Raw genomic sequence first — 13238 nt, forward strand, 5'->3', positions numbered from 1 at the left:
CAGGATCCTGCAGGCGGATGCTCCTGACGATTTCGTGCTGGCGACTGGCGAGACGCGCTCGGTGCGCGAATTCGTGGAACTTGCGTTTGCCGAAGTCGGCCGCGGAATCGAGTGGCGCGGGACGGGCGTTGACGAGATCGGGGTCGACACAAAATCCGGCAAGACCGTGGTCCGCATCGATCCAACCTATTTCCGGCCGACCGAGGTCGATCTTCTTATCGGCGACGCCAGCAAGGCGCGCGCAAAGCTCGGCTGGCAGCCGAAGACCGGCTTTGCCCAGCTCGTGAAGGAGATGGTTGCAAGCGACCTCGCCGAGGCCAGGCAGGAGGCTGCAAGGGCAACAGACGAAGATGATAAATGAACTGAAGCAAAGGTCCGAGCCGCGGTCTGACGCCGCCCGGAGCTCTGCGCGACGAACAAAAGTCTTATTCAGTTCATAGGCACTGCTATGAAGCTGCAGAAGGTCGCGGTTCCAGTGGAACTCGCGAGTTAGTTTCTTGAATGATCAGCGGTTTTTTGGGTCGGGAAAGATTGTCGGCGGGCATGGCCAGAGGCAAGGCTCCGCCTATAATGCGAGATGTGTCAGAGCCAGGGAGGCAGGTCCACGGTCCTTTGCTGGGGCGCCTCCCGCGTTCGACCCGAACGTCCTTTGTTAATCTGCTCCGCACGAGCTCGATTGGGGTTCAAGATGGCCATAGCGTCGTACAGCTCCGGTGATCGGTTCCACGAGCCGGCGAAGATCAAACCGTCATCTGCATCTGATTTGTCCAGTTTTGGCTACATCCGCGGCATTTGGGAGGCGCGTCATTTCTGGATGCACCTCTCATTGTCAGATCTTCGCGCCAAATGGCGACGGTCCTTCTTCGGCATCTTTTGGACCATTATCCAGCCCCTTGGTCTGACGATCCTCCTGTCGATCGTATTCGGCAAGATATTCCACAGCGATATCGCCGACTATGCTCCTTTCATATTGTCGGGAATGATCCTATGGGACTTCGTGGTCACCTCCGCCGTGGGCGGTTCCCTGACCTTCGTGCAGGCCGACTCATACATCAAGCAATGCAGACATCCTCTGGCCATCTATAGCTTGAGGACGGTCCTGACCAATCTCATCGTGTTTCTGTGCGCGAGCACGAGCCTGCTCGTATGGGTGCTGATCTGGCGTCCCCAGAATTTCGGTTGGGCGTGGATCGCTGTGCCCACCGTCATTCCGCTTCTGGTGCTTATTGCCTGGCCGCTCGCGACCTTGCTCGGTTATGTCGGTGCGCGGTTCCGGGATCTGCCACATGCGCTCGGCCTTGTTCTGCAGGCGCTGTGGTTCATTTCGCCCATCTACCTCGAGCCAAAGGTGTTTCGGGGCGGGGGGCTCCACTTATTGGTGGACGCAAATCCGATCTACCATTTGCTTCAGATCGTTCGCGCTCCCCTGCTGCAGGGCGAGTGGGCGACCTGGCAGAACTACGGCTTCAGCTTCGGCCTGGTCGCGGTGCTGACATTGCTGGCCGTCCTGGTCGGCCGCTCCGCCGAAAAGAAGGTCATCTATTATCTATGAACCGGATATCGTTGAATAACGTCGATCTCCATTATCATTCGGCGGCCTTCAGGGAACGCTCACTGAAGAGCCTCCTGGCAGGCGCAGTTACGGGAAAGAAGATCCGGCAGGGACAGATACACCACATTCACGCGCTGAAAGGCGTCAGCGTCGAGATCAAGGCCGGCGAGAGGGTCGGATTGCTCGGACACAACGGAGCCGGCAAGTCAACGTTCCTCAAGATGGTCGCAGGATTGTATCCGATCTCGGGCGGAGAGCGGATCGTCGAGGGCAGGATCAGATCTCTCTTCGATCTCAGCCTTGGGTTCGAGCCCGATGCATCGGGTCGGGAGAATATCCTCTATCGTGGCCTGCTGCTAGGCATGTCGCCGAAGAAGATGCGCGAGATCGAAGACGAGGTCGTGCGCTTCGCTGATCTTGGAGAGTTTATCGACTACCCGATCAAGACCTACTCGGCGGGCATGCAGGTGAGACTGGCTTTCGCGGTATCGACGGCAGTGGAAGGTGATGTGCTCCTGCTCGACGAAGTCATCGGGGCGGGCGATGCGGCATTCATCACGAAAGCTCAAAATCGCATCCGCGCGCTGATCGAAAAATCCGAGATTTTGGTCCTGGCGTCTCACGACTTTGCATCGCTCAAATCGATGTGCGATCGAGGGTTGGTATTTCATCATGGTGAGATCGTTTTCGATGGAAGCATCGAAGCCTCGATTGCCCAGTACAAATATATCAACGGCTTGGGTTAGCAACCGATCCTGGAGTGTGCGAGTGAAGAGCCGTCCTCTACGCGCGATGTGGTTGCTCAATCATACCACCGCCAGAAAATTCGAAGTCCCGATGCTAAAGCGGGTTGGGATAGAGGAGATATTCCTGCCAAAGAAGATACCGTCCGACCCTTCATTTAGGTCAGGCTCGGTAGATTGGTCGGAAGACGAGAATCTGACGATCCCGAAGCAAGATCTGGCGATATTGAACGCTACCGACTGGTATGATGAACCCAGCGCCGATGCCTGGCGGATCGCAAACGAGCATTTTCAACTGATCTTCTTTATCCTCCTGAACGCAGATTTCTTCAGGTCGATAATGCGCAATTTTTGCGGAGCCAAAGTTTGGCGGGCATACGGTCTCTCGGACCCGCCGCTAAGCTATGCGCGAATATTATCTCATTATGGTTGGCGTAAAGGACCAAGCTGGTCCGCTCATGCAGCAGCGTCTCTTTGGTTCGGCCAGGCGTACAGCCATCTGGCGGAAGTCGAACCGCGTTGGCTGGCCGACCGAGCCATCTACTTGCCAGCCGGCCTTGAGAGCGCAGACCTTCGGGACGATTGGATTGGCAGTGACCGGCGGATTTTCTTTGTCTGTCCGGATCTCGCGTTCAACGATTACTACCAGGACGTTTATCGAGATTTTAAGCGGACATTCGCAGGCCTTGCCTACGTGGTGGCCGGCGCCCAACCGCTCCGGGTCGAGGACGAGCATGTCCTCGGCTATGTCTCGGGTGAGCAGTATCGCCTGAACATGCGATCATTCGCTGTCATGTACTACCATAGTTCCGAGCGATACCACGTGCACTATCATCCCTTCGAGGCGGTCCGCGCCGGAATGCCGCTGGTCTTCATGGGCGGTGGCTTGCTCGACAGATTGGGCGGCCTCAAATTGCCGGGACGATGCAAGACGCCTCAGGAGGCGAGAAGCAAGATCGAGCGGATCCTGGCAGGTGACAAGCAGTTGATTGGGCAGATCAGGGAGTCACAAGCGGTCCTGCTCGACTCGATGAAGGCTGAACACTGTGAACCGATCTGGCGCTCGGGGATCGAACTGATCCTCAAGAGGACGGCGGAAGCGCGCTCCACAGCTCCGATCGTTCGAAAGAAGCGGGTCGCCGTCATCCTGCCTGTCGCTTATCGCGGAGGCAGTCTCAGGGGCGCAAAGCTGCTCGCGCACGCCGTAGCAATTGGTAGTCAACACTTCGGCTCACCGGTGGATGTTGTCTTCGGACATCTCGATGATCCGACCTCTTATCCGGATCGAGAGTTTGATGATCTACCCGATCATATTGAGCGGCGGGCATTTCATTGGCGAACGCTGCCTCAGGGCCAGGCGATTCGAGCGTGCGCCTACGCTGGCGTGGAAGGACCACTATTGCCGACGACCTATGCCGTGCCGGATGATGGAATCAATCAATTCCTTGATTGCGATCTGTGGATATTTATCTCCGACCGGCTGCAGTTTCCTATCCTTCCTGTTCGCCCTTATGTGCTCATGATCTACGACTATCTGCAGCGGTATGTTCCCATCATGGATGAGAACGCCCGTCAGCGTGTCATCGATAGGGCCCATGCTGCTGAAGCGGTCTTGGTCACGACCGACTTCACGGCGAATGACGCGCGCCAGTTTGCTGGGTTGCCAGCCAAGAAGGTGAGGAAAGTTCCACTTCTCGTGCCCGCATTCGGCGGGAAGGGCGGTTCGGCTCAAGGTGGGCCTCCGGCGTCGAAGTACTTCATTTGGACAACCAATCTTGCTCTCCACAAGAACCACCGAAACGCTTTGGAGGCGCTCCGAATCTACTACGAGGAATACGGTGGTTTATTCGAATGCCACGTGACAGGCGTGGATACGGACAAACTGTTCACGCACAAACTCACGCACCTCGTAGCGGCCCGAGAGATTCACAATGCCAGCAAAGCGCTCAAAGTAAGTTTGAGGACTGAGGGCGATCTGCCTGACCCTGTCTATCGCCGAAAGCTGCGTGATGCGGCCTTTCTCTGGCATCCCGGATTGATCGACAATGGCACTTTTTCCGTTGTTGAGGCTGCATCGTTCGGCGTTCCGGCACTTTCAAGCGACTATCCTACGATGAGGGAGATCGACCGCCAATTCGAGCTTGATCTGACTTGGTCGGACCCGAACGATCCGGTAGACATGGCCAGCAAGCTGAAGCGGATGGAAACAGCGCAGCGCAGCACGCCCCGACCGGAGGTCTTCGCGCGGCATTCCCTGGAGCAGTCGGCCGCTGAGTACTGGCAAGTCATCCAAGAGTATCTATGAAGACCTTCGGCATCTATCTTTGTTATCCCCCCAAGGTCGATTTGCGAGCTCAGGGGCTGGGACGCTATCTCGCGGAATTCCTCAAGGAAGCGAAGGTCCGCGCCGACGTGAGATTCGTGATTGCGTGTCCGAGCTGGATGCGGGAATCGCTGAAGGAATGGAGTCGGGCTGTCGGCCTGCAGCCCGACGCGTTTGAGGTGATTGGACCTGAGAAGGTCCCGACCTTGTTGCGCTTCTATGAAGCGTATCAGAAATATAGGCTCTACCGGCTCCGAAAGCGGAAGAAGGTCCGCGACTATCTGTCAAGGATGAGAGCCGCCTTTGGTGCGATCGTTACTTACGTGCCGCGTACCGCCGCTACCACGCGCAGCATCGCCGCGTTGGTATTGATAGGAGTTATCGCCTTTCCCGTGCTTCTGGTGTACTACGCCGTTCGCTCAATCAAACGGAGTGTGCCTTTCCGAAGAGCTTATCGGGCGCTTATTCGACGTTACCGTTCCCGACTGACGCCAAACGTGGGAGGGTTGGTCGCCCGTCCGCAGGATAACGGGCTCGCCCTGCAACTCTATCGCTACATGGAGACGGCCGAAGCCAGGCTGCTTTCCCTCGAGATCGAAAAACGCAGGGAGATTTCGGCCTGGTTCGCTCCAACCGCCTTCTGGCCCCATTTCAACGACATCAAGGCGCCTCGGTTGATCTGCGTGCCGGACGTAGTGCTTTCAGACTTTCCGGTGGCGTTCTCGGCGGTCAACGATGAGCGATTCCTCGAGACGTTCAGGTTGGTGGAAAAGACAATCCATGGCGGGGCTCAATTTGTGACCTACAGCCTTGATGTCAAGCAGCGGACGCTGGTCGACCGCTACGGCGTGCCGCCGGAGAAAGTCAGCGTGATCCCGCACGGCGTCAACAGGCTGGATGAATTGGTGAAAATTTCAGGGCTCGCAAACGCGGATGCTGTGACGGACGCGTTTTGCGTCAAGCTTTTCGGTTCTGCTTTGGGAAAGGCGACGACAACGAAAAGCGCGCATCGATTTGCAAAAGAGGGTATCAAGTTTATTTTTTACGCGAGTCAGTTTCGCCCGAACAAGAACGTTCTCACCCTTCTTCGTGCCTACAATCACCTGCTCAAGCGGCGTTATCTGCCTCACAAGTTGATCATGACCGGGAATCCTTACGGTCTGCCCGAGATCGCCAAATTCATCGAGGAGCACAATCTCGAAGACGATGTGCTCTGCCTGCAGGGCTTGTCGGACCGCGAACTTGCCGCCTGCTATCGGCTGGCTGATCTTTCGGTGAACCCAAGCCTGAGTGAGGGCGGCTGCCCGTTTACGCTCACGGAATCTCTGTCGGTCGACACGCCTGTTGTGATGGCCCGCATTGCCGTGACTGAAGAGCTGGTTACCGATCGCGAGCTGCGCGATCTGATGCTCTTCGATCCTTACAATTGGAAGGACATGGCCGGCAAGATCGAGTGGGCGCTTTCTAACCGGGCGCATCTGTTGAAAAATCAGCGGGCGCTTTACGATCAACTGACGAAACGATCTTGGACCAACGTCGTCGACGAATACATCACCCTGCTGGATCGCATTTCATCGGACCGAGCCGATCGCATACCTGAGCCTGTTTCAAAGCCCGCGGCTTAAGGCGCAGGACGTCATTTGAACCGTCATCCCGCACCATGGCGAGCAGACCATTCGATCAAGCCTGTTCCGAGCGCTTTGCCAGGATCTCCCTGTAGAGCTCCAGATGACGATCGACCATCTGGCCGGCCGTGAAAAAGCTCTCATACCGCTGCCTGGCCCGCTCACCCATCTGCGCGGCCAGATCGGTGTTCTCGAACAGTGCCCTTATCGCTTCTCTGAGGGCGGCTGGATCGCCAGGTGGAACGACGAGGCCGGTCTCGCCGTGAATATTGACATAGCTGGTGCCTGTGCCGACCTCGCTAGAGATGAGCGGCTTGCCGTACATTGCGGCTTCCAGGAGCGTTATGCCAAATGCTTCCGAACGAAGGTGAGAAGGAAAGATCGCCGCGTGGCAGAGATTCAACAATGCAACCTTCTCTCGGTCACTCGGTGCTCCCACGAAATGAACGTTCGTCAGGTTGAGATCAAGAGCATGTTGTCGCAGTTCTCCTTCGATTGGCCCCGCGCCCGCAATGGCGACTGAATAGTCGGTGCCGCGGAGCGCGTCGAGAAGGATGTGAAGGCCCTTGTAGTACCGAAGGACTCCCACGAACAGAAAAAAGCGCTTGCCGGCCAGGCTCGGCCACTTTGCGGCAAGCGATGGGTCATACTCGGGATAGGTCGAGCGATCCAGGCCAATCGGGATCACCTCCGTTTTCTTCCGGAAGTCGGCCAGCGTGGCGCTGGTCTCCAGGTAGTTTGGAGATGTCGCAACGATCCGATCGACGCTGCCAAGAAACCGGTGCATCAAGGGCGCATAGGCCCTCAGCAGCAGGCGCTGCCGAACGATGTCTGAATGATACGTCAACACGACTGGCTTCGAAACTCTGGTCGCGAAGTAGACCACGTCCGCAAACGGCCACGGGAAATGGAGATGGATGATGTCGGCCTGCCGGGCGAGCTCGGAGAATTTTGCGAATGCCCTGAACGAGAAGCTCGTCGAGCTGATCTCGAAGTCTCGCTTGATGCGGTGGCTGATATGATTGTCGAGCCGCGCGGTCTCGTCAACGACTTCCGCGCTCAACGAGAGTACCTCGACGTCGACGCCACGCTGACTGCTGCCATGAGCGAGTTGAAAGATAAACTGTTCAACACCTCCATAGGAGTCCGGGACATAGGTTTTGAAGAAGTGAAGGACCTTCAAGTTCACTCCCAAGATCAAGCAGAGGCACGATCTCGCGCTTTATTTCACTTCTCGAAGCGACTGCTCCAAGAATGTCGAAAAAACGACTTGTCTGGAACGCCCCGTCTGGATGGCGAGGTGGGTCAGAGCCGCCGTAAGTTGATGATATTTAGCATTCCCGGCGATGAAGGGGCAGTCTTTTTGGAGTTCCCCGGGGCCCTTGCTGCAGTACCTCGCAGTTTGAACCTACCATCGGGATTCGACCTCTTGCGAGCGGACAGGCAAGCATCTGTCAGCGCATCGGCCAGATCTGCAGATGTTGAAGTGCGATCGATAGACCGGACTTGTCATCCAGGGGAGCGCTGAGTCCGAGCACGTTAATGCGATCTTTCACCAATTCATATGGAATGCTTGCTTCGATGCGACGCGGGTCAGTCCAGACCAGTTGCAGCGGCGAGCCGTTGAACGTCAACTGAAGCTGATCAAGCGCGGGGGTGACTGCGTATTTCCCCAATTGCAGGATCATCTTGTAGGACCTGTTCGGCTCGAGCGTGTCTATGATGAGGCCGGCATCCTTATTATTCACCCAGGAAACGGGAGGCATCCCAACCCCCGTCCACTCGCCTTCGTAAATGCCGAACGTGCGACAGGGGACGGCGTAACCCCACATCGACTCGAACTTGCATTCGTAGGCAAGGCCGGAGTTGCGTACTCTGTTGAACCACGAGTCCGACGGCGCCCAATTTCCAAGGGTCAGAACAGGCGGCATTATCGTCTTTAGCGCCTGGATTGGAGGAGTGGCTTTGTTGTCATGCAGCGTAACGGTCCCATCGCTCTCGATCACAGCGAAACGTGAATAGGTCGCCTGTTTGCCATCTGCCGCGACAACGGTCAGATTATCTTCCTTAATCGTACAGCTCTTTTTCGGGAAGGGACGCACAAGCGGAAGCATTTGCCCAGTTCGTCCGTCGCATAGGATTGGCGGACCGCTGGTTGGCAGCAGATAGACAGTAACCAAGGTCACAGCGACACCCAAATCCCAAGTCCCGTTGAGGCCGCCATACATGTTGACGATCGGGATGGGCGCCCCAGGAGGAAAGGCGGCTGTGGCTGTTGCTAGCGCCTTGACAATGGGGCGACCGAACTGTGCATAATTTCGGTTGTACTGATCATGCTGATAGATTTGGGCAAGCAAGGCTGCGCTGACGGTCGGTGCGGCGATCACAGTTGCAATAATCCGAGCCGAAAGAAAAAATCGGAACGCGATGATAACTGCGGTGACCACCATGGCGCCGCCGGATGCTGCTGCGAGATAGGTTCGCTGGGTGATCGCGACGTGCGACGTCGAAAGCAGGAAAGGAGAGTAGCAGGCGACGAAGAGAACTATTCCGGCGAAGAGCAGGCGGACCGGCGACGCCTTTTGGGTCCACGGAACGTCTTTCGCCGTTTCCTCTCTGACCGCTAGCAGGAAGAAGCAAAGGGCGATGTTGGCGGAAATGAGCAAAAAGACCGTGCGGAAGCTAAGTTGTGTCCAGGCCAGCGAATAAATCTGCTCCCACGCCTGCCAAAAACCGCGATGAAGGGCAGTAAAGACGATTGTACGCGCCCAGTACGCGAGTTTCTGGAACCAGCCGCCCGTCTGGCCAACGAGTGTACCCTGATAAGAATCGCTTTGTTGTCCGATAATGGCGACAAAGACGACGCACGCGACCAACGCGGCGCCCCACATCAGCAAGACGGCAGGTTGCTTCACACACCTGGCGACGGTTGATACCAAACCGTAGCGAACATACATCGCCAGAGCCGGTACAAGAGCCAGCGGCAAGATCGCCTCGTAGATGAGGCTGCCAGCTATGAATAGCGCCGCCGCTAGAAGGCTAAGAGCGAGGCGTGCCGTCATACCCGCGACTTCCTGCGCCCTCAGTGCCAATACGCCGGCCAGTAGCGCCAGCGCGATGGAGCAATCGATATGTAGGGTCCGGAGATTGATCTGCATCGTGTCGGCCGGGTAGTGCAGCGTAAGAGCTCCAATCAAGAGCCCGCCCACCAGGCTGCGTGTCATAAAGCGGCCGACGTATGCGCTCGAAAGGAACTTTATGACAAGCGAAAGCGCAAGCAGGAGATGCCAATAGAAAAAAGTACTATGGTCCAAAGCGTAGGCGAGAGCTTGCGGAGCAAAGGTGAGCGGACGTCCGCGCAAGAAGGAGAGCGAGCCTGTTCCGTCGATGAAAAAGATCGGTCCATGTGTTACGAAAAGCCCTAGCTCTTCCCATTCCTCGATCAATCCGCCAAGCGCGAAGCCAAATGGCAGCCAGATGGCCGCCACAAGTGCGACGCCGGCGATCGTCAACATCGACCATTCAGCCACTACCGATGTGTTTTTCATTCCAAATGCCAGTCCGCGCAACGGTGACGCTCTGAAGTGTTTCATCGGACGTCGGGAGAGGCCAAATCGGTTTGAATCGACGGTTGATGTTGGTTTGTGTCGATTGCTTTGGAATAGCCGAGAACGAAGCGCATCAGGAGCATTGGGGCGATTCCAAGGTTCGCAGCTACTTGCCGGAGATGCCGATGATAAAAGTGTATGGGACGCGCGCATAGTCATCGCGAATTGTCATTTCAACTGACCTGAAAGCTGTCCGAAGTACCTGTTCATAGCCCTCCTTGGTGCGAACGAACCGTCCTCGATCGTTGTCCAGCATCCATTTCGCGAAGAGCGATTGTCCCGCCTTATAGCAGCCATCGAGCGTAAAAAGGATGCCCCCATCGTTCAAAACGTCACGAACGTTGATCAGTGTGCCTTCCAGCTCGTCATCGGAAATGTGGTGAAGCACACCATTCATCATGACAAGATCGACGCCGGCAAACTCCTTTGCTGCCGTTGCATCGAAATATCGGCAGTAGAATCGACCTTGGTGGCCGAATGTTTTTGTAGCATGCTCTATATACGATTGGTCGATATCGAATCCGATGTAGTCGATGTCACGAGGCAAGTGGCGGAGAATATAGCCGGGCCCACAGCCGATATCGATGATCCGCATGTTGGGACGTAGCGACAGATAGTCTCTGATCGCATTGACACGTGCACCGAAGAAACCGCCGGCTTCTTGGAAGAGCTGATACATTGCCGGCGACTTCAAAATTTCCTTCATTTGATGCCTTTAACTTATCGGATCAGTCGTTTTGCATCGTGCGGAGATTGACGCGACGAGCGGTGAATATCCAACTATTTGGCGAAAGAACTCGCGGCGTCGCCGCTTTCATGCGGTCGCTTTCACGAAATACTGCGCGCCAAACGGCAGGCGTCCAAGAGCGAGATCAATCGAGCGCAGCAATTTCCCCGAAGGCGGTATCGAAATGATAAACCGCTCGAGCAGGTCCTTGAAACCGGCGTCCCGGATCAAAGCGCGAGTCACTTCCGAACGAAGCAGGACTGCATTCTTGTCGAAAACGCAATTTGAAACGATCCGCTGCGTCAGTGGATTGCGGGGGTTGTGCTCGAAGACCGCAACCATGCCTCCCGGCTTCAAGACGCGCTTCATCTCTGCCGCGAACAGCGGCCACTGCGCAGGCGGAACGTGATGCATCACGCAAACAGTGAAGACGGCATCGAAACTGGCGTCGTCAAAAGGCAGTCGCTCTCCGCCATAAGACTCGTAGTGAACTCCCGGATTTCGCTCGCGGGCGTGTTCGATACTGGCCTTTGACACATCCACGCCGGTGATAGACCCGACTCGATCGGACAGCAGCTTGTGGAAGTTGCCAACACCACAGCCGACATCGAGCACCGAGACGTCGCGCGCATCCTTGAAGTGGCCCGCGATCAGGTCGCTCAAATAATCCGCTTTGACGCGGGTAAAATAATCGACTTTCAACCCTGAGAACGCGATCGCCTCGTTCACTGCCGCATTGTATGCGTGGGAATAGGCATCGAACTCGGCCTCAGTTTGATCTTGGTGTTTCATCGGGCAAGTGGCTTTCGTATGAGCACGCTGATTGGCGTAGGACTACTGCCAGATTTTCCAAGGCGCTTGACCGCTCGCCCACATATCTTCCAGTTCGTGCTTGTCGCGGAGCGTGTCCATCGGCTTCCAGAAACCTGTATGCCGGAATGCAACAAGCTCGTTGTCCGCAGCCAGGCGCTCCAACGGTCGGCGTTCAAATATCGTCGCGTCATTTTCTATGTACTCCAGGACGCGTGGTTCGAGCACGAAAAATCCGCCGTTGATATAACCCATTTCATTGTCGGGTTTTTCGTGGAATCGCTCGACGCGGCCGCTCGAACCAATGTCCAGAATGCCGAAGCGGCCAGGCGAGGGAACCGCCGTTATCGTCGCGATCTTTCCATGCGATCTGTGAAATTGCGCGGTTTCAGCGACCTTTAAGTCGGAAACGCCGTCGCCGTAGGTAAGGCAAAACGTCTCGCTGTTGATATGCGCAGCCACGCGACGTACCCGACCACCCGTCATGGTCTCGATGCCGGTATCAACCAGCGTCACGCGCCATTTCTCGTCCGATCGTCGATGATATTCGATCTTCTGCTGTCCGAGATCGACCGTTATGTCGGAGGTCTTGATGAAGTAATCCGAAAAGAACTGCTTGATCATCGCGCCCTTGTAGCCACAGCAGATGACGAAGTCGTTCAGGCCGGCCTGCTCATAGATTTTCATGATGTGCCAGAGGATCGGCAGTCCGCCGATTTCGACGAGCGGCTTTGGGCGCGTGTCGGTTTCTTCGGAGAGCCGGGTACCGAGACCGCCGGCGAGAATGACGACCTTCACCTTTGATCCTCTTCGTTGCTGGCCGAAACGAGGTTCTTGGCGGATGCGGCCGGCACGTATGACGGCGCGCCCGAACCCGTGGAATCGGAAGACGAATGTTCAATAACGCGTTCGACTATGCTCATGGGATGTCCGCGTACATTGTCGAACACGCGTCCCAGATACTCCCCGAGCAGGCCGGCGACCGCTGCGTTGACACCCAAGGTGATGAGCTGAAGGATGACAAGCGTCGTGAAGCCGGGACTGCGCTCGCCGGCGCCGAACAACCAAAGCACGGCATAGCCGAACCCGATGAGCAAGGAAATACCGCACAGAGAGAAGCCCGCCAGCGCAATGAACTGAAGCGGCTTGGTCGATTGACTGGTCACCCCATCCATTCCTAGCGTGAGCAGCTTTATGAAATTGAACTTGCTTGTCCCCTGAGTGCGCACCGAGCGCGCATAGGGAATTCCGACCGAGGGATATCCGAAGGACGCGATGAGCCCTCGCAAATAGGGGCTGCGATCGGTCACCCCTCGCAGATGCTCGATGATGACGCGATCAATCAGGCGGAAGTCACCCGCGTCGACGGGAACATGAAACTCGGTGATGCGGTCGATAAATCGATAAAAGGCCCTGCGCGCCAGACGCAGGATGAGGCTTTCGATGCGCTGGATCCTTACCCCGTAGACTACCTTGAATCCCTTTTCCCAATATTCGAGAAACTTGAGAATCATCTCGGGCGGATCTTGCAGATCGGCATCGATCTGGATCGCGGCGGCGCCGCGGGCATTGAGAAAATTTGTCAGGATCGAGCGCTGAAAGCCGAAATTGCGCGACAATTTCAGCACGCGCACCCGCGGATCTCGAACGACCTCCGCTTCCAGCAGAGCGACAGTCCCGTCCTGGCTGTTGTTGTCGGTGAAGAGAAATTCCAAGTCGTAGCGGTCGGCGACACTGTCGGCGACTGCGCGCAACCGCGCCATGAGGTTTGCGATGTTGCCTTCCTCATTGAAGACGGGAATCGAAATCGTGATGAGCGTACGTGCCGATCCATCGACATCGTTCATGGC

Annotated in this window: 11 protein-coding genes; 5 read left to right on the top strand and 6 right to left on the bottom strand. The window is 56.4% G+C overall.

Going from position 1 to position 13238, the window contains the following annotated elements:
• The 5 genes from YY7_RS53970 to YY7_RS53975 all read left to right on the top strand — a co-directional run.
• A partial coding sequence (locus YY7_RS53970; RefSeq protein WP_035691865.1) for a GDP-mannose 4,6-dehydratase occupies positions 1-361 on the top strand: 361 nt, incomplete at its 5' end.
• A 453-nt stretch (positions 362-814) separates the two neighbouring features.
• Positions 815-1552, top strand: coding sequence for an ABC transporter permease (locus YY7_RS0137020; protein ID WP_051397119.1), 738 nt, complete (start codon positions 815-817; stop codon positions 1550-1552).
• Entirely contained in the window at positions 1549-2298 is a 750-nt protein-coding gene (locus tag YY7_RS0137025; RefSeq protein ID WP_028167608.1) for an ABC transporter ATP-binding protein, read from the top strand. Before YY7_RS0137020 ends, YY7_RS0137025 begins: the two co-directional genes overlap by 4 nt.
• Before the next feature lie 22 nt (positions 2299-2320).
• Positions 2321-4600, top strand: a complete 2280-nt coding sequence (locus YY7_RS0137030) for a glycosytransferase (protein ID WP_028167609.1) — start codon at positions 2321-2323, stop codon at positions 4598-4600.
• Positions 4597-6243, top strand: a complete 1647-nt coding sequence (locus YY7_RS53975; RefSeq protein ID WP_051397114.1) for a glycosyltransferase — start codon at positions 4597-4599, stop codon at positions 6241-6243. The genes YY7_RS0137030 and YY7_RS53975 overlap by 4 nt, the downstream gene beginning before the upstream one ends.
• Before the next feature lie 55 nt (positions 6244-6298).
• Here YY7_RS53975 and YY7_RS0137040 read toward each other — a convergent pair whose 3' ends face one another.
• From YY7_RS0137040 to YY7_RS53980, 6 genes are all read right to left on the bottom strand, one after another.
• The gene (locus YY7_RS0137040; RefSeq protein ID WP_028167610.1) at positions 6299-7426 is read right to left on the bottom strand and encodes a glycosyltransferase family 4 protein; all 1128 of its coding nucleotides are present in this window, start codon (positions 7424-7426) and stop codon (positions 6299-6301) included.
• A gap of 271 nt (positions 7427-7697) precedes the next feature.
• Positions 7698-9791, bottom strand: coding sequence for a hypothetical protein (locus YY7_RS0137045; RefSeq protein ID WP_155255469.1), 2094 nt, complete (start codon positions 9789-9791; stop codon positions 7698-7700).
• A gap of 166 nt (positions 9792-9957) precedes the next feature.
• Positions 9958-10557, bottom strand: a complete 600-nt coding sequence (locus tag YY7_RS0137050; protein ID WP_028167612.1) for a class I SAM-dependent methyltransferase — start codon at positions 10555-10557, stop codon at positions 9958-9960.
• Between the two features lie 108 nt (positions 10558-10665).
• Complete coding sequence (locus tag YY7_RS0137055; protein ID WP_028167613.1) at positions 10666-11370, bottom strand: class I SAM-dependent methyltransferase; 705 nt, start codon at positions 11368-11370, stop codon at positions 10666-10668.
• Positions 11371-11412: 42 nt separating this feature from the next.
• Complete coding sequence (rfbF, locus tag YY7_RS0137060) at positions 11413-12186, bottom strand: glucose-1-phosphate cytidylyltransferase (protein ID WP_028167614.1); 774 nt, start codon at positions 12184-12186, stop codon at positions 11413-11415.
• Positions 12183-13235, bottom strand: a complete 1053-nt coding sequence (locus tag YY7_RS53980) for a glycosyltransferase family 2 protein (protein ID WP_051397115.1) — start codon at positions 13233-13235, stop codon at positions 12183-12185. The genes rfbF and YY7_RS53980 overlap by 4 nt, the downstream gene beginning before the upstream one ends.
• Positions 13236-13238: the final 3 nt, after the last annotated feature.

Source organism: Bradyrhizobium elkanii WSM2783, assembly GCF_000472865.1.
GTDB lineage: Bacteria > Pseudomonadota > Alphaproteobacteria > Rhizobiales > Xanthobacteraceae > Bradyrhizobium > Bradyrhizobium elkanii_A.